Source organism: Streptomyces niveiscabiei (assembly GCF_033794345.1).
Taxonomy (GTDB): Bacteria; Actinomycetota; Actinomycetes; order Streptomycetales; family Streptomycetaceae; genus Streptomyces; species Streptomyces niveiscabiei.
This window is the reverse complement of record NZ_JARAYJ010000003.1, coordinates 140,224-162,662: the sequence shown is the minus strand read 5'-3', so window position 1 is coordinate 162,662 and position 22,439 is coordinate 140,224. Positions and strand designations below refer to the sequence as shown.

The 22,439-nt window shown below is 71.8% G+C and carries 14 protein-coding genes; 1 reads left to right on the top strand and 13 read right to left on the bottom strand.

Annotated elements, in window-relative coordinates; translation table 11 throughout:
• Nucleotides 1-4: 4 nt before the first annotated feature.
• Entirely contained in the window at nucleotides 5-1,516 is a 1,512-nt protein-coding gene (locus tag PV682_RS05110; protein ID WP_319724464.1) for an AlkA N-terminal domain-containing protein, read from the bottom strand.
• Nucleotides 1,517-1,819: 303 nt separating this feature from the next.
• Complete coding sequence (locus tag PV682_RS05105; protein WP_319724852.1) at nucleotides 1,820-3,907, bottom strand: heavy metal translocating P-type ATPase; 2,088 nt, start codon at nucleotides 3,905-3,907, stop codon at nucleotides 1,820-1,822.
• Between the two features lie 57 nt (nucleotides 3,908-3,964).
• Here PV682_RS05105 and PV682_RS05100 point away from each other — a divergent pair, with 57 nt between their 5' ends.
• Nucleotides 3,965-4,339 (top strand): ArsR/SmtB family transcription factor, encoded by a 375-nt coding sequence (locus PV682_RS05100; RefSeq protein ID WP_055723821.1) that lies wholly within the window; start codon nucleotides 3,965-3,967, stop codon nucleotides 4,337-4,339.
• A gap of 17 nt (nucleotides 4,340-4,356) precedes the next feature.
• Here the strand turns inward: PV682_RS05100 and lpdA are convergent, their stop codons facing one another.
• From lpdA to PV682_RS05045, 11 genes are all read right to left on the bottom strand, one after another.
• A complete protein-coding gene (lpdA, locus tag PV682_RS05095) occupies nucleotides 4,357-5,760 on the bottom strand; it encodes a dihydrolipoyl dehydrogenase (protein ID WP_319724463.1) in 1,404 nt (467 codons plus the stop codon).
• 74 nt (nucleotides 5,761-5,834) lie between these two features.
• Nucleotides 5,835-9,734, bottom strand: coding sequence for a glycoside hydrolase family 2 TIM barrel-domain containing protein (locus PV682_RS05090; RefSeq protein WP_319724462.1), 3,900 nt, complete (start codon nucleotides 9,732-9,734; stop codon nucleotides 5,835-5,837).
• A 254-nt stretch (nucleotides 9,735-9,988) separates the two neighbouring features.
• The gene (locus PV682_RS05085) at nucleotides 9,989-11,293 is read right to left on the bottom strand and encodes an aminotransferase class I/II-fold pyridoxal phosphate-dependent enzyme (protein WP_319724461.1); all 1,305 of its coding nucleotides are present in this window, start codon (nucleotides 11,291-11,293) and stop codon (nucleotides 9,989-9,991) included.
• 124 nt (nucleotides 11,294-11,417) lie between these two features.
• Entirely contained in the window at nucleotides 11,418-15,425 is a 4,008-nt protein-coding gene (locus PV682_RS05080) for a molybdopterin-dependent oxidoreductase (RefSeq protein WP_407705610.1), read from the bottom strand.
• A 645-nt stretch (nucleotides 15,426-16,070) separates the two neighbouring features.
• A complete protein-coding gene (locus PV682_RS05075) occupies nucleotides 16,071-17,231 on the bottom strand; it encodes an FAD-dependent monooxygenase (protein ID WP_319724459.1) in 1,161 nt (386 codons plus the stop codon).
• Nucleotides 17,228-17,890: a hypothetical protein gene (locus PV682_RS05070; RefSeq protein ID WP_319724458.1), complete on the bottom strand. Its 663-nt coding sequence runs from the start codon at nucleotides 17,888-17,890 to the stop codon at nucleotides 17,228-17,230. Before PV682_RS05070 ends, PV682_RS05075 begins: the two co-directional genes overlap by 4 nt.
• 135 nt (nucleotides 17,891-18,025) lie before the next feature.
• The gene (locus PV682_RS05065) at nucleotides 18,026-18,538 is read right to left on the bottom strand and encodes an O-acetyl-ADP-ribose deacetylase (protein ID WP_319724457.1); all 513 of its coding nucleotides are present in this window, start codon (nucleotides 18,536-18,538) and stop codon (nucleotides 18,026-18,028) included.
• 30 nt (nucleotides 18,539-18,568) lie between these two features.
• On the bottom strand, nucleotides 18,569-19,960 hold the full coding sequence (locus PV682_RS05060; protein ID WP_319724456.1) for an alkaline phosphatase family protein: 1,392 nt from the start codon (nucleotides 19,958-19,960) through the stop codon (nucleotides 18,569-18,571).
• Nucleotides 19,957-20,211, bottom strand: a complete 255-nt coding sequence (locus PV682_RS05055) for a hypothetical protein (RefSeq protein ID WP_319724455.1) — start codon at nucleotides 20,209-20,211, stop codon at nucleotides 19,957-19,959. Before PV682_RS05055 ends, PV682_RS05060 begins: the two co-directional genes overlap by 4 nt.
• 200 nt (nucleotides 20,212-20,411) lie before the next feature.
• Complete coding sequence (locus PV682_RS05050; RefSeq protein ID WP_319724452.1) at nucleotides 20,412-21,266, bottom strand: TatD family hydrolase; 855 nt, start codon at nucleotides 21,264-21,266, stop codon at nucleotides 20,412-20,414.
• Nucleotides 21,267-21,268: 2 nt separating this feature from the next.
• Nucleotides 21,269-22,417, bottom strand: coding sequence for an EboA domain-containing protein (locus tag PV682_RS05045; protein ID WP_319724450.1), 1,149 nt, complete (start codon nucleotides 22,415-22,417; stop codon nucleotides 21,269-21,271).
• Nucleotides 22,418-22,439 lie beyond the last annotated feature (22 nt).

The following is a 22,439-nucleotide window of genomic DNA, read 5'->3' as shown; positions in this document are numbered from 1 at the left end:
ATCCTTACGCGGGCAGGAAGTTGATGGGGTGGTCGCCGGTCGCCCACAGGTACTGGACGGCGTACGCGCGCCAGGGGCGCCAGGCTGCGGCGCGGGCCGTGAGGGCGGCCGGGGTCGCGGGCAGCCCCAACTCCTGGGCGGCGCGGCGGACTCCGAGGTCGGTGGGGAGGAACGCGTCGGGGTCGCCGAGGGCGCGCATGGCGATGACGTCGACGGTCCAGGGTCCGAAGCCGGGGAGTTGGAGGAGGCGGGCGCGGGTCTCGGGCCAGTCGCTCTCGGGGCCCAAGTGGAGGGTTCCGTCGGCGAGTCGGGCGACCAGGGTGGTGAACGTCGTCCGCCGGGTGCGGGGCATCGCGAGGGTCCCGGGGTCGAGGCCGGCCAGCGCCTCGGCCGTCGGGAAGAGGTGCGTGAGGCCGCCCTCGGGGTCGTCCACGGGGTCGCCGTACGCGGTGACCAGGCGCGCGGCGTGGGTGCGGGCCGCCGCCGTGGAGACCTGCTGTCCCAGGACCGCGCGGATCGCGAACTCGGCCTCGTCGACGGTGCGGGGCACGCGGCGCCCGGGGGCCTTGTCGACGAGCGGCGCGAGGACCGGGTCGGTGCGCAACTGGTCGTCCACGGCGACCGGGTCGGCGTCGAGGTCGAGCATGCGGCGGCAGCGGCTCGTCGCGACGGTCAGGTCGCGCAGGTCGCTGAGGGTGAGGCGGCACGCGATGTGGTCGGGCTGCGGGGTGAGGGCGACGATGCCGTGGCCGTACGGCAGCCGCAGGGTGCGGCGGAAGGCGCCAGTGGGGGTACCTCCCACGCCGTTCGGGCTGTGGGGGAGCCATTCCTCCACGCCGGGTACGGCGGTCGCCGCGAGGTGGCCGAAGAGGTTGTCGGGGTTGAGGGGGGCGCGGAAGGGCAGCCGGAGCTGGAGCGCACCGGGGGTTCCCTTCGCCGACTTCGGCGCACGGGAGCGGAGTTCGGTGGGCGCGAGCGCGAAGACCTCGCGGACGGTGTCGTTGAACGTCCGGATCGAGGCGAAGCCGGCCGCGAACGCCACGTCGGCCATGGGGAGTTCACTGGTCTCGATGAGGATCCGCGCGGTCTGTGCGCGCTGCGCCCTCGCCAACGCCAGTGGTCCGGCACCGAGTTCGGCGAGGAGTTGGCGTTCGACCTGGCGGGTGCTGTAGCCGAGGCGGGCGGCGAGGCCGGTGACGCCGTCGCGGTCGACGACGCCGTCCGCGATGAGCCGCATCGCGCGGGCCACGACGTCCGCGCGCTGGTTCCACTCCGGCGAGCCGGGGCTCGTGTCCGGGCGGCACCGCTTGCACGCCCGGAACCCGGCCTGCTGGCACGCCGCCGCGCTCGGGTAGAACGTCATGTTCCGCGGCTTCGGCGGCACGGCCGGGCAGCTCGGCCGGCAGTAGATCCCGGTCGTGTGGACCGCCGTGAAGAACCACCCGTCGAACCGCGCGTCCTTCGACTGCACGGCCCGCACACAGCGGTCCCTGTCGGTGTGCATCCCGTTCTGCATGAGTCCAGCATGCGGGCGGGCGGGAGGTTCGGCTGGCGGAAATACGACATGGACGTGCGGTGGGGAGACGGCGCCGGTGCTGCCCGGGTCAGTGCGGGCGGGCCGGTGCTCGGATCGAGAGCGTCGGCTCAGGGGAGGGCCCGGAAGGCGGTCGGCGCGGAAGGGGTGAGCCGGGGGGCGAGTGCCGGGGGGCGAGTACTGGAGGGGCGCCGGCCGGTACGCACGGTCTCCCTGCCGTCCAGCACCTGCCGGGCAAGCCACTCGCCTCGCCCGGCCCCGCCCGATCAGCGCCGCTCCCCCCTTTCACCCCCGCCAGGCCGACTCCCGCAGCAGCCGCAGCCCGTTCAGCCCCACCAGCACGGTCGACCCCTCGTGCCCGGCCACGCCCAGCGGCAGCGGCAGGTGTCCGACCAGGTCCCACAGCACCAGACCGGTGATGAACACCCCCGCGATCACGAGATTCTGCCGGACCAGGCGGCGGGCCGTGCGGGAAAGGCGTACGGCGGCCGGTACGGCGGCGAGGTCGTCGTGGACCAGGACGGCGTCGGCGGTCTCCAGCGCGAGGTCCGAGCCGGCGTGCCCCATGGCGACGCCCGCATGGGCGACGGCGAGGGCGGGCGCGTCGTTGACGCCGTCGCCGACGAAGAGGACGCGCGTGCCCAGCCCCCGCACCGCGGAGACCTTCTCCTCGGGGAGGAGTCCGGCCCGTACGTCCGTGATGCCGGCCGCCTCGGCCACGCGGGCGGCGGCCTCCGGCTGGTCGCCCGTGAGCAGGACGGGCGCGGAGCCGGTGAGCGCGGTCAGCGCGGCGACGGCGGCGGGGGCCTCGGGGCGGAGCCGGTCGGTGAGGTCGAGGGCGCCGACGGGGAAGCCGTCGCGGGTGACGAGGACGGTTGTGCAACCGTTCTCACCGTGTTGCCGCGCAGACCGGACGGCGGCCTCGGCAAGGGCCGTACGACTCCCGCCCGCGCCGCCTCCCGAGCCCCGCCCGGCAGCCGCAGAACCCGCCTCGGCCTCCGGCCCGGCGGTCACGGCACGCCCCTCGCGCACCTGCCGGACCACCGCCGCACCGGCCTCCGGCGCCCGCCCACCAGGCCCGCCGTCCCCGTACCCGGCGGGCATCCGCCCCACCGTCACCGTCCTCCCCTCCACGACGGCCTCGACCCCCCACCCGGGCCGGGCCACGAAGTCCTCCGCCCGGGGCGCCTCGATCCCCCGCGCCCCGGCCTCCGCCACGATCGCCCGCCCCAGGGGATGCTCACTCGCGTGTTCGGCCGCAGCCGCCAGCGCGAGCACGCCGTCCTCGTCCAGCCCCGACCCGGTGAGCGCCCGTACGCCGCTCACCTCCGGTACTCCCTCGGTCAGCGTCCCCGTCTTGTCCAGCGCGACGGTCTGCACGGCCCCCAACTGCTCCATGGCCACGGCGGACTTGACGAGCACACCGTGCCGTCCGGCGTTGGCGACGGCGGACAGCAGCGGCGGCATGGTCGCGAGCACGACCGCGCAGGGCGAGGCCACGATCATGAAGGTCATGGCCCGCAGCAGCGCGCTCGTGAGGTCGGCCCCGAAGGCGAGCGGCACCGCGAAGACCGCGAGCGTCGCGACGACGACCCCGACGGCGTACCGCTGCTCGACCTTCTCGATCAGCACCTGCGTGGGCGCCTTGGTGCGGGACGCCTCCTCGACGAGCCCGACGATGCGGGCGATGACGGAGTCGGCGGGGTCGCGTTCGACGCGGACGCGCAGCGCGCCGGTGCCGTTGAGGGTCCCGGCGTAGACCTCGTCACCGGCCCGCTTCACGACCGGCAGGGACTCTCCCGTGACGGTCGCCTGGTCGACCTCGCTCACCCCGTCCACGACCCTGCCGTCCCCGGCGATCCGCTCGCCGGGCCGGACCAACAGGACGTCGCCGACGGCGAGTTCGGCGGCGGGGACGACGGACTCCCCGGCGTCGGTGACCCGGGTCGCGGTCTCGGGCGCGAGGTCGAGGAGGCCCCGGACGGAGTCGGCGGTCCGCGCGGTGGCGAGCGCTTCGAGCGCCCCGGAGGTCGCGAAGATGACGATGAGGAGCGCGCCGTCGAGGACCTGCCCGATGGAGGCGGCGCCGATGGCCGCGACGATCATCAGCAGGTCGACGTCGAGAGTCTTCTCGCGCAGTGCGCGCAGGCCCTCCAGCGCGGGTTCCCACCCGCCGCAGACGTAGGAGACCGCGTACAGGGGCCCGTACAGCCAGCCCGGTCCCCCGCCGAGATCGACGGCGAGGGCAAACGCGAAGAAAACGGTTGCTGCAAGAGCCCACCGCACCTCGGGCAGGGCGAGCAGCCGGGTACGGCGGCGCGGGACGGCGGCAGGGCGCACGGGAGCAAGGGTCGCTGACACCCTCCCCACCATACAGGAACACATGAAGACCCATTCATTCGTTCATGTGTGGTAGGTAGAATGCCTCTCATGGGTCATGGAGTCGTCACCACCGAAACCGCAGAACGGGTGCGCCTCGACGCGGACAACGTCACGAAGGTGGCCACCACGCTCCAGGCCCTCTCCACCCCGTCCCGCCTGCTGATCCTGGCCCGGCTGCGCGAAGGCCCGCTGCCCGCCACGGAGTTGGCGGCGGAGGTCGGCATGGAGCAGTCGGCGTGCTCGCACCAGCTGCGGCTGCTGCGCAACCTCGGCCTGGTGGTCGGCGAGCGGCGCGGCCGGTCCGTGGTCTACGCGCTGCACGACCACCACGTCGCCGAACTGCTGGACCAGGCGGTGTACCACGTGGAGCACCTGCGGCTCGGGCTCAGCGACGCCGACACCGACGCCACCGAGCCCGCGTAGCGCTCACCTCCCGCGCGTCACATGTTGATCATGTGCCCGGCGAGTCCGTGCACCGCTTCCTTGACCGCCTCGCCCAGCGTCGGGTGCGCGTGCACGTTGCGGGCGACCTCGTGCACGGTGAGGTCCCACTGCTGCGCCAGGGTCAACTCCGGGAGCAGTTCGGTGACATCGGGTCCGATGAGGTGGCCGCCGATCAGCTCGCCGTACTTCGCGTCGCTGATGAGCTTGACGAAGCCGGTGGTGTCGCCGAGGCCGTGCGACTTGCCGTTCGCGGTGAAGGGGAACTTGGCGACCTTCACGTCGTAACCGTTTTCACGGGCTTGCTGCTCGGTGTAGCCGAAGCTCGCGATCTGGGGCTGGCAGTAGGTCGCGCGGGGGATCATCGCGTAGTCGAGCTCCATGGTCTCGGCGCCCGCGAGGGTCTCAGCGGCGATGACGCCCATGGCCTCGGCGGTGTGCGCGAGCATGAGCTTCGCGGTGACGTCGCCGATCGCGTAGATGTGGGGGACGGAAGTACGGCAGCGGCCGTCGACGTCGATCGCGCCGCGCTCGGTGAGCCGTACGCCGGTCGCCTCCAGGCCGTAGCCGGTGACGTTCGGGGCGAAGCCGATGGCCTGGAGGACCTTGTCGGCCTCAAGGACCTGCTGGGCGCCGTCCTTGCCGGTGACGGTGACGCGGACCTGCTCGCCGGACTCGTCGATGGACTCGACGCGGGTGGAGGTGAGCACGTCGATGCCCAGCTTGCGGTACTGGCGGGCGAGTTCGGCGGAGACCTCGGCGTCCTCCAGCGGGGCGACGCGGTCGAGGAACTCGACGACGGTGACCTTCACGCCGTAGTTGTGCAGGACGTACGCGAACTCGATGCCGATGGCGCCGGCGCCCGCGATGACGATCGAGCGGGGGAGGTCGTCGGCGAGGATCTGCTCCTCGTAGGTGACGACGCGCGCGCTCTTCTTCGTACCCGGAAGGAGGCGGGGCGTGGCGCCGGTCGCGATGATGCAGTCGCTGAAACCGATTGCTCTGGTTTCTCCGTCGCGGCCCGTGACCTGGAGGGTGTTCGCGTCGAGGAAGGTGCCCCGGCCGTCGAACTCGGTGATCTTGTTCTTCTTCATCAGGTAGTGGACGCCCTTGACCCGGCCGTCGGCGACGCGGCGGCTGCGCGCGTACGCCTCGCCGTAGTCGAAGGTGACCTGGCCCTCGACCTTGATGCCGAAGGTCTTCGCCTCGCGGGTGAAGATGTGGGCGAGTTCGGCGTTGCGCAGCAGCGCCTTGGTGGGGATGCAGCCGACGTTGAGACAGACGCCGCCCCAGTACTTCTCTTCGACGACCGCGACGCTCTTGCCCAGTTGGGCGGCGCGGACGGCCGCGACGTAGCCGCCGGGGCCCGCTCCGAGCACGACGACGTCGAATCGCTCGTCCATGACTTCCTCTTCCCTCAGGGTGCACGAAGGCCGCCGGAAACAGTGTCCGGCGGCCGTTTCCGTGAGGAATTCTCCTACTCGGCCGAGGTCGGACGCCGGGAAGCGGCTGTCGCGTCGGTCACGTCCTTGATCGGCCGCAGCCGGTAGGTGTACGCGTAGTCGCGGCTGGCGAAGAGCTTGAACTCGTCGTGCGTGTGGGCGCCCCAGCTGTTGTCGCCGCCGATGCCCATCTGCCGGTGGTTGACGCGCAGCACCACCTCGGCGCGCGGGGTGAGCTGATAGTCGTGGCGCACGCCGGCGGACAGGTCCTCGGGCGTGTGGTGCGAGGCGTTGATCTCCAGCAGGGGTTCACCGCAGACCAGCAGCCCGCGCCCGCGCCGGTCGGTGAGCGCCGCCCAGCGGACGTCGGTCTTGTTGCCGTTCTCCTGCGGCCGGATGTACGGCGTCCACTGCTCGGCGACGCTGCCGCTCCAACGCCCCACGTCCGTACCGTCGTTGCGGTCCCAGTGGTTCTCCTCGGGCCCGCGCCCGTACCAGTGCAGTTCGCTGAGGTGCGCGGGCAGGAACAGCAGGCTGCCCACCTCGGGGATGTACGGCAGGTTCGCGGCGCCCGGGTGCAGGGTGTAGTCGACCTTGATCTCGGCGTTGCCGAAGACGGTGTAAGCGGTGGTGTACGTCGATGGTGTGGTCGTCGGCAGGGTGCCGCTGACGTTGATCTCGACGGCCCTGTCGGCGAGTTGGCGCACGGTCACGCTCTTCACCTCGCGCCGGGTGCCCGCGTCGCGCCAGGTCTGGTTGCGGGTGTGCTGGCCGTTGCCCTTGTCGTTGTCGGTGGGCGCCCGCCAGTAGTTGGGGGTGCCGGCGGAGACGAGGAGGGGGCGGCCGTCGACGGTGTACGAGGTGATGAGGCCGCTCGCCTTGTCGACGACGACGGTGAAGTCCTCGCCGGTGACGGTGACCTTCGCGGCGTCCTCCGTGTGGGTCAGCTCCGGAACGTCCGCGAGCGGTACGGGCGTTACCGCCGGGCTGCCCGCGTCGAGCGGGAGCTGGGCGCGGGCGACCTCGTGGCCCGACTTCGCCCAGGGGGTGGACTCCTTGAGGGTGAAGGCGAGTTGGAGGAAGTACTCGGCGCCGGGGGCCGGGTTCGCGGGGAGGCGCACCGGGACCGTGATGGCCTTGCTGGTGAGGGGTGCGACGTCGAGCTGGGCGCGGCTGAGCTTGCCCTTCCGGACGGTCTCGCCGTCCCGGACCAGGGTCCAACTCGCGTCGAACTCGCGGAGGTTGGTGAAGAGGAACTCGTTGACGAGGGTGACCTCGCCCGGTTTCGCCCCCGGGGTCGCCTGGATCTCCTGGTAGACGCGCTTGACCTCGGCGGCCTTGCCGGTGTGGCCCCGGTCGGCGGTGACGATGCCGTCGGCGACGAAGGCGCCGTCGTTGGGGAGGTCGCCCCAGTCGCCGCCGTACGCGAAGTACGTCTTCTCCTTCGGCTTCTTCTCACTGTGGCCGACGGTGGCCGCGTCGAACCAGAAGCGGACGCCCTCGTCGCTCGACTGCCGTGTGGTGGAGGCGAGTTCGGCGGCGGTGAGGGCGCGGGCGTAGACGTGGGCGCGGCGGATGGTGCCGCTGAACTCGCGGGTGTGGTTGTCGGTGTCGTTGGCGAGGGCGAGGGGGGCGGTGTTGACGCTGGGGCGGCGGGTCGTCGTGCGGGTCGCGCGGGAGACGCCGTCGACGTAGAGGGTGACGGTGCCCGCGTCGGCGTCGAAGACCCCGGCGACGTGGTGTTCGCGGCCGGTCCAGTCGGCGGGCAGGGGCCAGCTCGCGGTGACCCACTGGCCGCCGCCGTGGATGAAGAACTCCACCGACTCGTTGCTCTGTTTGAGCGCGTACTGGGTGTCGCCCTTGGCGAGGATCGGCTGGTGGTAGCCGGTGACGCGGGGGGTGATCCAGGCTTCGAGGGTGAGGGAGCCGGTGAGGTCGAGGCCGGGGTCGCGGGGGAAGACCGTGGCGCCGGAGATCCCCTTCTCGCGGTCGAACGACCCGGCGGACGACATGAGTTCGCCTTGCAGCTTCAACGGGCCGGTCTCGGTGAGGAGTTGGCGGACCGGGGTGCGCTCGGTGAGGGACTGGTCGACGAAGTCCCAGATCCAGCCGCCCTGGAGGACGTCGTGACGGCGTACCAGGTTCCAGTACTTGGTGAAGTTGCCGGTGGAGTTGCCCATCGAGTGGGCGTACTCGATCATCACGTACGGCCGGGTGTCGGCGGTGTCCTTGGCGCGGGCCTCGACGCGCGAGGGCGAGTCGTACATCTCGGAGCGGATGTCGCTGATGCCGGGGCGGTCGTCGCCCTCGTACTGGACGACGCGGGTCGTGTCGTACGACTTGATCCAGTCGTGCATGTTCACGAACGTCCGCCCGCCGCCCGCCTCGTTGCCGAGGGACCAGATGACGACGGAGGCGTGGTTCTTGTCGCGGTGGACCATGTTCTGCGCGCGGGCGACGCAGGCGGCGGACCAGTCTGCGTGGTCGCCGGGGTACTGGTCGCGGATGCCGTGGGTCTCCAGGTTGGTCTCGTCGACGAGGTACAGGCCGTACTCGTCGGCGAGTTCGTACCACTGGGGGTTGTTCGGGTAGTGCGAGGTGCGGACCGAGTTGATGTTGAGCTGCTTGATCAGCTTCATGTCCTGGACGAGGTCGGCGCGGGTGAGCGCGGTGCCCCGGTCCGGGTGCATCTCGTGGCGGTTGGTGCCCCGGAAGGAGACCGGCCGGCCGTTGATTCGCATCAGCCCGTCCTTCAGGGCGAATTCACGCAGGCCGACGCGGTGGGAAACGGTCTCTACGACTTTTCCGGCGGGGTTTCTGAGCTGGAGGACGGCCGTGTAGAGGTAGGGGTCCTCCGCCGACCACAGGCGCGGTTTCGGGACGGCTCGGGAGGCGGTGACGGTGACGTCCTCGCCGGTGGCCGTGACATCCGCGCGCCGGCTGAGGGGACGCGGCCACACGGGGTGCCCCTGCCGGTCGTACAGCATCGTGTCGACGGTGTACGCGCCCTTGGTGTCGTCGTAGGCGCGGACGCTCGCGGTGACGGTGAGGTCGGCTGTTGTGTAACCGGTTGCGAGCGGTGTTTCCAGCTTGAAGTCGCGCAGGTGGACGGGCGGGGTGGAGTACAGGTAGACCGAGCGGAAGATGCCGCTCAGCCGGATCATGTCCTGGTCCTCCAGCCAGTCGCCGTCGGAGTAGCGGTAGACCTCGACGGCGATCTGGTTGGTGCCCGGTCTCAGGTGCGGGGTGATGTCGTACTCGGCGGGGGTGTACGAGTCCTCGCTGTAGCCGACGAGCTGTCCGTTGATCCACACGTAGTGCGCGGACTTGACGCCCTCGAAGTGCAGGAAGGTGCGGCGGCCCGACCAGTCGCGGGGGACGGTGAAGGTGCGGCGGTACTGGCCGACGGGGTTGTAGCGGGTGGGGGCGGCGGGCGGCTGGGCGTTCTCGCCACGGCCGTTGGGGCCCCACCAGGGGTAGGTGATGTTGACGTAGATCGGGAAGTCGTAGCCGTGCCGCTGCCAGACCGAGGGGACCGGGATGGTGTCCCAGGCGCGGTCGTCGAGGTCGGTGCGGTGGAAGTCCTCGTCGCGGTCCTCGGGGCGGTCCGCGTAGGCGAACTTCCAGTTGCCGTCGAGGCTCTGGCGGTACGGGGAGCGGGTGCGGTCGGCCTTGAGGGCGGCGGTGAGGCCGTCGTACGGCATCAGGGTGGTGTGCGGGGGCTGGGTGCCGACGCGGAAGGTGTCGATGCGGCCGTTCCACTCGGGTTGTGCAACCGCTTGCTGCGTGTTTCCACCGGCCGCCCGCGCGTTCGAGGCGGTGGGGAGGGCGAAGGCTCCCAGGACGGCGGCGGAGCCCTCCAGGAGCCGGCGGCGGCTGACGACCGGCCGCCGGGCGTCCGTCGGGAGCGGCGGGTGCTGGTGCGGGTGCGGCATGGGCCGTGACCTTCCTCGGTTCTCCGTGCCCCGTCCCGGGCACGTCAGTTCCTGTCGGATGCTGTTGCCGAACCGAACAGCGGCACGTTTCACTGACGATCCGTCAACTCACCCCGTCTCCGTGCGGATCACCGCGCGGACGTGGGAGCAATGCTGGTGAAACGGTTACTCCTGAGCCAGCCACACCCTAGGTCCCGCGTACAGGTGAAGCAATCACCCTGTAAGGCTTTGTGCAATTCTGATTGACCGGAACATCACCTTCGCAGCGTGTCCACGGTGGTTCGCGCCTCCGCTATGCACGCGTCCAGGATGCCGATCGCCTCGTCCACGTCCCGCTCCGTGTGCTCCGCCATCACCTGGAGCCGGAACCTCGCCGCGTCCGACGCGACGGCGGGCTGCTCCACGAGATGCGCGATCAGGCCCGCCCGCGCGATCAGCCCCGACGCGGTACGCCCCGTGGGGGTGTCACCGATCAGGACGGGTACGACGGGGCAGACCACGTCGCCCATCACCTCCAGCCCCTTCGCCGTCAACCCCTCCCGCAGACGTACGGAGTTGGCCCGCACCGCCGCCCTGCGCCGCGCGCCCTCCGGCGACGTCACGATCCGCAGCGCCGCGAGCGCCACCGCCGTCTGTACGGGAGTGATGGCGCTGGAGAAGGTCTGGGGGCCGCCGAACATGCGGACGTAACTGCGGGCCGACGCGGACCTCGTCGCCAGGAAACCGCCGGTCGTCGCGAAGCTCTTGGAGAACGCGCCCACCACGAAGTCGACTTCGCCGAGAATGCCGTAAACCTCCGGTTGGCCGCCGCCCGTTGCTCCCATCGCGCCGAAGTCGTGGGCGACGTCCACGAGGAGTTGTGCGCCGAACTCCCGGCACACTTCGAGGAGTTCGGCGAGGTGCGGGGTGTCCGAGTCCATCGAGAAGACGCCCTCGGTGACCACCAGGACCGCGTTCGCGGTGTCCGTGGCGCGGATCTTGCCGAGGTGTCTGCGCACCGCCGTGTTGTCCAGGTGCCGGAAGAACTGGACCGTCGCGCCGCTCGCCGCCGCGCCCTGCCTGAGCGAGTCGTGGGAGAGCTTGTCGAGGAGGATGTGGTCGTTCTTGTGCATCAGGGCCCGGATCGTGCCGAAGCCCGAGGCCCAGCCGGTGGGGAAGAGCATGACGTGGTCGGTGCGGAGCGCTGCCGCGAGCCCCACCTCCAACTCCTTGCTCAGCGGGTTCGCCCCGCCGAGCGCCGGTGAACCCGCCGTCAGGGGGCCGTAGTCGCGCAGTGCGCTGTGGGCCGCGTCCAGGATCGCCGGGTGGCCGGTCAGCGAAAGGTAGTCCTGGCCGCCGAAGTTGGGGCCGGTGGTGGTGACTCCGGTGTCCGAGACCGCTGTCGCGCGGGGGGTGAGGGCGGTGTCGTAGCGGCGGAAGTACGGCCACAGGTCGGCCTGTTCGCGTTCCCGCTGCCAGGTGAGGTAGGGGTCGTTGCGGGTGGTGAGGTCGGGGCCGGACGCGAGGCGGAAACGCATGATGTCCTTGGCGCGGGCGTCGTCCAGCGTGGGGATGGTCATGGGGGGAGCTTTCTCGAAGGGGCCCGGGTGGGGCCCTGCGAGAGTGACGGTACGGGCGGGGTTGGGGGGTTACGGGGGGTCCTGACGGGTCCTTGATCTTGTGGAAGCGGTTTCTGTACGCGGCTCAGTACACGTCCCGCATGTACCGCTTCTCCGCCGCCAGTTGCTTCACGTACGCCGCCGACTCCGCCTCCGTCATGCCGCCGTGGAGCATCGCGATGTCGCGGAGGGCGCGGTCGACGTCCTTGGCCATGCGGGAGGCGTCGCCGCAGACGTAGAAGCGGGCGCCTTCGCGGAGCCAGGACCACAGTTGGGGGCCGTGTTCGCGCATGCGGTCCTGGACGTAGACCTTGGCGCGCTGGTCGCGGGAGAAGGCGGTGTCGAGGCGGGTGAGGGTGCCGTCGGAGAGGAGGGTGGAGAGCTCGTCCTCGTAGTAGAAGTCGGTGGAGCGGCGCTGTTCGCCGAAGAAGAGCCAGTTGGGGGCGCGGTGGCCGCGTGCGCGGCGTTCGTGGAGGAAGCCGAGGAAGGGGGCGACGCCGGTGCCGGGGCCGATCATGATCGCGGGGACGCCGGACTCGGCGGGCGGCCGGAAGTGGGGCGAACGCTGGACGTGCAGCGGGACCTCGGTGCCGGGTTCGGCGTCGGCGAGGAACGGGGAGCAGACGCCCTGGCGCGGGCGGCCCTCGCGGTTCTCGTAGCGGACGACGGAGACGGTGAGCGAGACGAGGTGGGGGTCGGTGAGCGGGCTGGACGATATGGAGTACAGGCGGGGGCGGAGCCGTCCCATGACGTCGGCCCACTCCTGCGCGTCCGCCTCGATCCCGAACTCGGCGGCCACGTCGACGGCTTGGCGCCCCCAGGACCACTTCGCGAGCTCGTCCTTGTTGTCGGGCCGCAGCAGCTTGCGCAACTCCCGTGGGTCGCGGGTGCGTTCGGCGGCGAAGCGGAGCAGGGAGGGCGTGACGCGGGTGATGTCGAGGTACCGGGACAGGGCCTCGTCGAACGGGACCTGGTCCCCCTCGACGCCGACCGGGGTGTCCGGGTCGGCTCCGGTGACGGTCAGCCACTCCTTCACCAGGGTCGGGGAGTTGAGGGGCCGTACGCCGAGCGCGTCGCCGGCCTCGTAGACGAGCGGGACCTCGCTGTCGCGCGTGTCGAACGTGAACCGGCGGACCTCCTTGCCCGAACCGGCGCCGCTCAGCAGGACGTTGCCGACGAGGCGGCCGGTCGCGGAGGCCGGGCGGCTCGGGCGGGGACGGGCAACGGCCTTGGGCGGCTCGGGAGTCGCGGGTGCTCCGGTGAGCGCCCCCAGCACCTGGTCCAGCCACTCCGTGGCCTGCGTCTCGTAGTCGGGCTCGCAGTCGATGCGCGGCGCGAGGCGTACGGCGCCCAACTCGTCCAACCGGTCGTCGAGTCGGCGCCCGTGGCCGCAGAAGTCGTCGTACGACGAGTCGCCGAAGGCGAGGACCGCGTACCGGCGCCCCTCCAGCCGTCCGGCGTCGGGGGCGGTGAGGCCCGCCCAGAAGCCGGCGCCGTTGTCGGGGGCGTCGCCGTCGCCGAACGTGCTGGTGATCAGGAGGAGATCGGCGTCGGAGGGCAGCGCGGCCGGGTCGGCCTGGTCCATCTCGACCAGCGACGCGGCGTGTCCGCCCTGAGCGAGGCGGGCTGCGGTGGCGGCGGCGAACTCCTCGGCGTTGCCGGTCTGCGAGGCCCACAGGATGACAACCTGCCGTACGGGTACGGGAGTCGGGGCCGTCGTGCGTGAATACAGGCCCGCGAGCGTGCCGTTGACCCACAGGGCGTGCTCGGGGCTGAAGGGCGCGTCCGGCGGGAGGACCGGGACGCCGGGGCCGCCCGCCGGGATCGCGGCCAGGAAGCCGAGCAGGTACTGCCGTTCGCGTTCGCTGAGGACGGGGGGCGGGGTGGGCTCCAGGCCGAAGAGGGCGGCGGAGGCGGCGGGCGGGGCGGTGGGTGAGGTCAGGACGGCGGACGGGGTGAGCACCGGCGTACGGTCGGCCACGGGTTCCGGCGTCGGTGTGCGCACGCTCACCGCCGTCGCCGTCTTCGTCAACGACACCGCGCACACCTTGAGTTCGGGCTGGAACGACAGCGGGTCGACGGCGTCGCTGCTGACCGCGTTGACGCTGAGGTACTCCCCGAAGAGGTCGTTCCAGTGGAACGGGGCGAAGCAACTCCCCTTCCGTACCCGGTCGGTGACGACGGCGGGCAGGACGGCACGGCCGCGCCGGGAGGCGACCTCCACCGAGTCCCCCTCGGCCAGCCCGAGTTGCTCCGCGTCCTCGGGGTGGATCTCCACGAACGGCCCGGGGTTCAGCTTGTTGAGCTTCGCGACGCGCCCCGTCTTGGTGAGCGTGTGCCACTGGTGTTGCAGGCGCCCGGTGTTGAGGACGAACGGGTAGTCGTCGTCGGGCATCTCGGCGGGCGGCAGGTGCGGGCGGGCGTGAAAGACCGCGCGCCCGGAGGGGGTGGCGAAGTTCAGGGTGCCGTCGGAACGGACGTACCGGACCGGGTTGCGGTCGGGGCCCTCGGGGGCGGCCGGCCACTGGACCGGCGTCTCGCGCAGCCGCTCGTACGTCACGCCGCGCAGGTCGTAGCCGGTGGCCGGGTTGTACGCGCCCTTGATCTCCTCGAAGATCTCCTCCGCGCTCGCGTAGGTGAACCCGCTCTCGTACCCCATCTCGCGGGCGATGCCGGCGATGAGCCGCCAGTCGGCGACGGCCTCGCCGGGCGCGTCGACGGCGGGGCGGGCCAGCGTGAGGCTGCGTTCGCTGTTGATGAGGACGCCCTCGGTCTCGGTCCACAGCGCGCCGGGCAGGATCACGTCGGCGTACGCGGCGGTCTCGGTCTCCGCGAACACGTCCTGGACGACGACGAGTTCGGCGGTCTCCAGGCCCTCGATGACGGTCCTGCGGTTGCCGACGGAGGCGACGGGGTTGGTGCAGATGATCCAGCACGCCTTGATCTCGCCGTCGGCCATCTTCTGGAACATCTCGACGGTGCCCTTGCCGACGCCGTCGGCGCGGATCGTGCCGGGCTCCAGGCCCCACAGGCGCTCGGTGAACTCCCGGTCGGCGTCGACGAGTACGGACCGCTGGCCGGGCAACCCCGGCCCCATGTAGCCCATTTCGCGTCCGCCCATCGCGTTGGGCTGGCCGGTGAGGGAGAACGGGCCGCTGCCGGGGCGGCAGATGGCGCCGGTCGCGAGGTGCAGGTTGACGAGCGCGTTGGTGTTCCAGGTGCCGTGCGTGGACTGGTTGAGGCCCATCGTCCAGCAGCTCGTCCACTCCCCCGCCTCGCCGATCAGGCGGGCCGCCTCGCGGAGGTCGGCCTCGGGGATGCCGGTGATTTCAGCAACCGTTTGCGGCGGGTAGTCGGCGAGGAACTCCGGCATCGCCTCCCAGCCCTCGGTGTTGGCGGCGATGAAGTCGGGGTTTGTGTAACCGCCTTCTACCAGAAGGTGCAGCAGGCCGTTGAGGAGCGCGAGGTCCGTGCCCGGGGCGACCTGGAGGAACAGGTCGGCCTTCTCGGCGGTCGCCGTGCGGCGCGGGTCGACGACGATCAGTTTCGCGCCGGACGACTTGATCCGGTCCATCATCCGCAGGAACAGGATGGGGTGGCAGTCGGCCATGTTCGAGCCGATGACCAGGAAGACGTCCGCCTTGTCGAAGTCGTCGTACGAGCCGGGCGGGCCGTCGGCGCCGAGGGAGAGTTTGTAGCCGGTGCCGGCGCTCGCCATGCACAGGCGGGAGTTCGACTCGATCTGGTTGGACCGGAGGTAGCCCTTGACCAGCTTGTTCGCGAGGTACTGGGCCTCCAGGCTCATCTGTCCCGAGACGTACAGGGCGACGGAGTCGGGGCCGTGCTCGTCGAGGATCGACCGCAGGCGGCGTGCCGTTTCAGCAACCGCTTCCACAACCGGCGTGGGGTGCGGTTCCTCGCCCCGGTCCGAGCGGACGAGGGCGGTCGTCAGGCGGCCCGGCGCGGAGAGCATGTCGGCCGTCGTCGCGCCCTTCGTGCAGAGCCGGCCGTGATTGGCCGGGTGCTCCTTGTCACCGGTCGCCTTCAGGACCGTACGGCGGCCGTCGGGTCCCATGCCGATGTCGAGGACCATGCCGCAGCCGACACCGCAGTACGAGCAGACCGTGCGCACCTTCGTCGCGCTGTCGGTCCGCGGGTCCGGCACGGCTGCCACGGGCGCCCCCTTCTGTCTGACGATCGGCCTGGTGAGAGCCTCAGTGACGGTACGAAGTACTGATTACGCCGGTGTCTCCCGCGCCGGTCACCGGGGGTTAACCCCGCCGCACAGGAGCGCCGGGCGGAATGTGAGCGCGGCACCGAGATCGAGTATCACCGCTTTCCGCCGGCCGCCCGGGGGCGTCCCGCGCGCCCCCGGAGCCCCCGCCCCGACGCCCGTAAGCCCAGGCCCCCGCCCGAAAACAGCCATCACCGCAGCGGCGGACGGCTCCTGCGGCGGTGACCGGGGCGGGCGCGGGGTCGGGGGCGACCGCCACAAATGGCGCGAATGTGACTCCGAACACAGTGCGGGAGTCCGTCAGGTGCGGCGGGGGTGAGGACGGGGTGGGGGGCGACGTGCGGGAGCGGCCTGCGGGAACGGCCTGCGGGAACGGCCTGCGGGAACGGCCTGCGGGAACGGCCTGCGGGAACGGCCTGCGGGAACGGCCTGCGGGAACGGCCTGCGGGAGCGGCCTGCGGGAGCGGCCTGCGGGAGCGGCGTGGCGGCGGCGCCGCCCGCCTTTCATCCCTCCGATACGCTCGCCGCCCCCGCATAGTCCCGTCCGAACGCCGTCGCGTACGGTCCCGGCCTGGTCAGGGCCCTGATGCGTTCGCGGCGCAGTTCCAGTGCGAACCGGCGGTCGGCCGGGGATCCGGTCGGGAGGTGCAGCAGGTCGAGGAGGCGGTCGGAGAAGTCCTGGGCCCACCAGGCCGCGGCGAGCCGGCGGGCCTCGTAGCCGGCGAGGGCGGTGCCGTCGCCGTGGTGGATACGGCGGATCAGCCCGTCCGCCAGGTCGGCCGCGTCGGCGACCGCGAGGTTGAGGCCCTTGGCGCCGGATGGCGTCAGGAGGTGCGCGGCGTCGCCCGCGAGGAGGACGGGGCCGGAGCGCAGCCGGCGCCTGACCCGGCCGCGCATCCGGAGCATGCCGGTCTCGCGCAGCCGTACGGGGACGGGGTCGCCGGGGCCGGGGGCGAGCCGGAGCGCGAGCTGTTCCCGTACCCGGTCCTCGGGCCAGTCGGCGGGGCTGTCGTCGGCGGGGACCTGGAGATAGAGCCGGGCGACGTTGCCGGCGCGCGGCATCATCCCCGCGAACCCGGCCTCGTGGACGGCGTAGAGCACGCCCTCGACGGGGTGGGTCATGTCGGCGAGGACGGTGAGCCAGTCGTAGGGGTAACGCCGTTGCAGGGCAAGGGAGTCGGGGAGACTCTCGGCGACGACGCCGTGCGCGCCGTCGCAGCCGATCACGAACTCGGCGCGGACGGTGCCCCGTTCGAGCCGCAGCGACGTACCGTCCAACTCCCGTACAGGCGAGTCGAAATGGACCGGGCAGCCCATCCCCTCCAGCGTCGCGACAAGGTCGCGGACGAGCAACTGCTGGGGATACACCCAGTGTCGGAACCCCCCGGACAGCTCGCCGTAGTCCACGCGGGTCCGTTCACCGAGGCACAGGAAGTCGCACCACCCGTGCCGCTCGCCCTCCTTGAGCAGCCGGTCGGCGAGCCCGTGCGCGGCGAGGAGGTCGACGACCCGATGCTCCAACAGCCCTGCCCGGGCCCGCTGTTCGACGTGGAGCCGGCTCCCGCGCTCCCAGACCTCGACGTCGATCCCGGCCCGGTGCAGGAGCGCGGCGAGCACGAGCCCGGCGGGCCCGGCGCCGACGACCGCGACGCGGCCCGCGCTCATCGCAGGGCCGCCGGGACGACCGCCGGATCGAACAGCTCGGAGATCACGGCGAACGGCAGGTCCCCGTGCCACAGCAGGTACGTCTTGTACGCGGCCGGCTCCCCGCACGGCTCCCAGGGCCGCAGCCCCACGTCCAGCAGAGAACGCCGGTAACCGGTTCCCGCCGCTTGCAGCATGGGCCCGAGCGGCGCCGAGGTGTCGGCGAGGCAGCGTTCGGCGGACGGGCACAGCTCGGGCCGGGCCACCACGACGTTCCGCGAGAGCTCGCTCCCGTCGGCCCCGCCGAGCACGGAGTGCCGTACGACCCTCTCGCCGCCCCCGGCGCCGAGCAACTCCCCCGCGCCCCAAGGGGTTTCGGCGGCCGGAACCCGGTGCTGCGCGGCCCGCAGCACGCCCACCTCGGCGCCCGTCCAGGCCCGCAGCAAGGTGGTGGTGAGCCCGTCGGCGCTGAGCAGCAGACGGGTGGCGGGGTGGGCGAAGCGACCGATGCGGACGGCGATGTCCTCGGCGGTCCTGGCGGTGAAGGCTGCCACGGGGGCGAAGGCAGCCCCGGCAGTGAAGACGCCCTCGGCGGTGAAGGCGGCCCCGGCGGTCCGGGCACCCTGCTCCCCCGCCCGCTCCTCGACGCCCAACTCCTCGGTCCAGATGGGTGATTGCACCGGCACGCTTCCTCGGACGATCTTGGCAAGAACGCGCCGAAGCTAGCAGCAGAACGTTTCTGCGCAACCCGGAAGAAACGATCCGGCAGCCAGAGTCACCCGACAGGGTGAACCGGGACGGTCCGGATACGACGATCAGATCGCCGCGTACGCCGTGAACTCGTCGTACGCGCCCTGGTCGAACAGCACGAACCGCACCTCCTCGACCCGCGTGGGCGTCTCCCGCACGGTCCGCACCGCGATGCGCGCGGCGTCGTCCATGGGCCAGCCGTAGATCCCGGCGGAGATCGCGGGGAACGCGACGCTGTGGGCGCCGAGTCGGTCTGCGACCTTGAGGGATTCGCGGTAGCAGGAGGCGAGGAGGGCGGAGCGGTCCTCGGTGGCGCTGTGGACCGGGCCGACGGTGTGGATCACCCAACGGGCGTCCAGATTCCCGGCAGTTGTGGCGACGGCCTGGCCTGTGGGCAGGCCCTTGCCGTAGTGGGATGCGCGGAGGTCCCGGCAGGCGTCCAGGATCGCCGGGCCGCCCCGGCGGTGGATGGCGCCGTCGACGCCACCGCCGCCGAGCAGCGAGGAGTTCGCCGCGTTGACGATGGCGTCGACGGACTGGTCGGTGATGTCGCCCCGGACGAAGGTGAGGGTGGTCATGAGGGCGTTTCTACCAACTCGGCGCCGTCCTCACCCGTCTTTACGCGCCCCGCCCCTCACCGACAGGCCGAGCAGCAGGTCCTTGATCTCGGTCGCCGCGTACGCCTCGCGCGTCAACTCCGGCCGCGAGCACAGGAGTACGGGGCCGTGGTCGGGGTTGTCGGGGAGGCGGCCGTGGCTGCCCCGGACGCCGGAGGGGTCGAGGGGTACCGTACGGATGCGGTAGCGGAAGCCGAGTTTCTTGCGGATCACGGAGCCGATGGCCCGTACCTTGACCGCCGGGACCGTCTCGTCGTACAGCAACTCGGCCGGGTCGTAGCCGGGTTTGCGGTGGATCTCGACCTGGCGGGCGAAGTCGGGGGCGCGGTCGTCGTCGAGCCAGTAGTAGTACGTGAACCAGGCGTCCGGCTCGGCGACGGCGACGAGTTCACCGGAGCGCTCGTGGGCGAGGCCGTGCTCCTTCTGGCCGGCCGCGTCCAACACCTCGTCCACGCCGTCGAGTTCGGCGAGGATCGCGGCCACGCGGTCGGTGTCGGCGGGGTCGCGGACGTAGACGTGGGCGAGCTGGTGGTCGGAGACGGCGAAGGCGCGGGAGGTCCAGGGGTCGAGGTACTCCATGCCGTCCTGGGTGTGGACTTCGAGGAGTCCGGCGGCGCGCAGGGCCCGGTTGACGTCGACGGGGCGGGAGGCGGGGGCGATGCCGTACTCGCTGAGGGCGACGACCGTCGCGCCCTCCTTCTCGAAGTGGGCAATCAACGGGCCCAGCGCGGCGTCGAGTTGGCGGGCGGCGGCGGCCGTCTGCGGGGAGTTCGGGCCGGTGCGCTGCGGTTCGTAGTCGAGGTGGGGGACGTAGACGAGGGTGAGGTCGGGCTGTTTGTCGTCGAAGATCTGCCGGGCGGCGGCCAGGATCCACTGGGTGGAGGGCAGGCCCGCGTTGGGTCCCCAGTAGGTGAACAGGGGGAAGGGGCCCAGCCGTTCGGTGAGTTCGCCGTGGAGTTCGGGCGGCCACGTGTAGCAGTCGGGTTCCTTGCGGCCGTCGGAGTAGTAGACCGGGCGCGGGGTGACCGTCCAGTCGACGTCCGCGCCCATGGCGTACCACCAGCAGACGTTGGCGACCGTGTAGCCCGGGTTCTCCCTGCGGGCCGCCTCCCAGATCTTCTCTCCTGCGACGAGGGCGTTATGCTGGCGCCACAGCAGGACGTCGCCGAGGTCGCGGAAGTACCAGCCATTCGCCACCGCCCCGTGCACGGACGGGAGTTCGCCCGTGAGGAACGTCGACTGGACCGTGCAGGTGACGGCGGGCAGCACGGTGTCGAGGCGGGCCCGGGAGCCGCGCTCACCGAGGGCGGCGACCGAGGGCATGTGGCGCAGCAGGTTGGGGGTGAGGCCGACGATGTCGAGGACGACGAGGCGCTTCTTCATGGGCGCTCCTGCGGGTGGTCGGGATCCTTGGGGCCGGGGTTGTTGTCGGCGGGCTCCTCGAGGGCCGGTCCTTCGACGCCGAGGCCCTTGAGCGCGGCGCCTTCGAGATCGAGGCCGGTCAACTGCTCGTGGGCCCAGGAGAGTTCGGCGGCGATTCCGTCGGGGAGATCGGTGGGTGCGGTAGGCAGGCCGGACCAGGCGTACGTCTCGACCTCGGCGTGGTCGCACAGCGCCGCCGGTCCTGCGAACAACTCGGCGAAAACGGCGGCGAGTTAGCCGGACGTGGTGCGCCGTGGGGGCTCGTGGTCGGCGTGCAGGGGTGCGTGGAAGCGCACGCGCCAAGCGTCGGCCCAGTCGGGGAGGTAGACGTCCAGTCCTCCGCCTGGTGGACGTTGCCGTAGTAGTCCGTGCGAACTGTCGTGCCGTCAGCATGCTTCAGGCGCACCGGACTTCATTCACCTCCGCGTTTGATCGAGTTACCCTCGAACAGGGTCGTGTCGTCCGGTTTCGGCTCGTCGAGTTCGAGCCGGCCGCTCTGGCCGTAGAAGGCGACGGGGTTGCGCCACATCACCTTGTCCACCGTGGCGTCGTCGAACCCGGCGGCCAGCATCGCGTCGGCGGTCCTGCGGGTCTTCAGCGGGTCCGAACTGCCCCAGTCCGCCGCCGAGTTGATCAGGACGCGGTCGGTGCCGCGGTCCTTGAGGATCTCGACCATGCGGTCCTCGCTCATCTTCGTCTTCGGGTAGATCGAGAAGCCGGCCCAGCAGCCGCTCTCCAGGACCATGCCGACGGTGAGCTCGTTGAGGTGGTCCAGGACGACGAGTGCGGGGTCGATGCCGGACTCCCTGACGACGTCGAGCGTGCGGCGGGTGCCGGCCGCCTTGTCCCGGTGCGGGGTGTGCACGAGCGCCGGGAGCCCGTGGTCCAGGGCGAGTTGGAGCTGACGGGCGAGCGCTTCGTCCTCCTGCGGGGTCATCGAGTCGTAGCCGATCTCGCCGACCGCGACGACCCTGTCCTTCGCGAGGTAGCGGTCGAGTTCGTCCAGTACCGGAAGGCAGCGCGGGTCGTTGGCCTCCTTCGGGTTCAGGGCGATCGTGCAGAAGTGCTGGATGCCGAACTGGGCGGCGCGGTACGGCTCCCAGCCGAGCAGGGCGTCGAAGTAGTCGTAGAAGCTCTGCGGGGAGGTGCGGGGCTGGCCGAGCCAGAACGCGGGCTCCACGAGGGCGCGGACCCCGGCGGCGTACATGGCCTCGTAGTCGTCCGTCGTGCGGGACGTCATGTGGATGTGCGGGTCGAAGATACGCATGGTCAGGGCCTCCTGGGGAGGGTGCCGGTGGGGGCGGGGGTGGGAGGCGTGGAGGGTGTTGCAGCAATCGTTTTCTCGGCGGTTTCAGCGAACGTTTCCGCAGCCGTCTCCGGAGTCGGTTCGCCGGCCGTTGCAGCAACCGTTTCCTGGCCCGTTGCCGCGTCCCTCTCCGTCTCCGCCAGTGCGGCCAGCGCACGGGCCGCCGCCTCCGGGCGGGTCTCGGCGAGGTCGCGGGCGCGGGCGGCGAGGGACTTCGCCAGGGCCGTGTGCGCGCGGACCAGCGGCCAGACGTCGGCCGGGACCGTCCGGCCCGCCGCGATGCGCTCGTGCGCGAAGTCGGCCAGCATGCGGGCGAGTTCGCGGTCCGCGCGGGCGTCGAGGCCGTACAGGCGGTCGAGCGGGATGTCGTAGAAGACGCACTTCAGCACGGCCTGCCGGTACTCCGCGTCCGGCAGCCGCGCCGCCGCGTACGCCCCGAGCGCCGCCTCGATCACACTGTTGTCGTTGCCCCTGAGGGCCTCCCGGACCAGGGAGAGCGCGAGTTCACCGAGCCGGTCGTCGGCGGGGGCGGCGGCGGCGGCGAAAAGGGTACGACGGGCGTCGGGGACGGGGCGCCCGGTGACCCGGAAGGGCGTCACCGCGCCGTCGGACGGGGTCGGATCGCCCCAACCCACGGTGGCGTGCGGTGAGTTGACGCTGCCGGAGCCGTCCGACGGGGACGTGGCGTCGACGCCGTTCCCGTCGCCGGTCCGCGCCCCTTCTGCGTCCGCCCTCCCCTCGTCCCACTCCGCGCCGGCCTCCGCGTTGACCTCCTCCAGCAGCGGCAACGCCCGTAGGACCGCCCGCTGTTCGGCCGGGTCGCCGTGGCGGTAGAGGTCGGCGACCGCGTCCGCGAGGGCCTCGCCGCGCAGGGGCAGGGCCGTGAGGAGGGCCGCGCGGACCGCGTCGTCGGTGTGCCAGTGGTCGGTGAGCGGGGCCTGGCCGCACTGGCGGCGGGCGGCTGGGAAGAGGGCGCGGATCGCGGTGGGATCGGCGGCGACGCGGGCGGTCGCGGTGTCCAGCCAGGTCCGCGCCCGGTCGGGGAGCGGAGCACCGGCGAGGGCGGGCCGGGGGTCCGGCGGCGCCTGCGGGGTCGGGTGGGCGGTAGCCATGCCTGCGGAGTCTCCTGAGGGG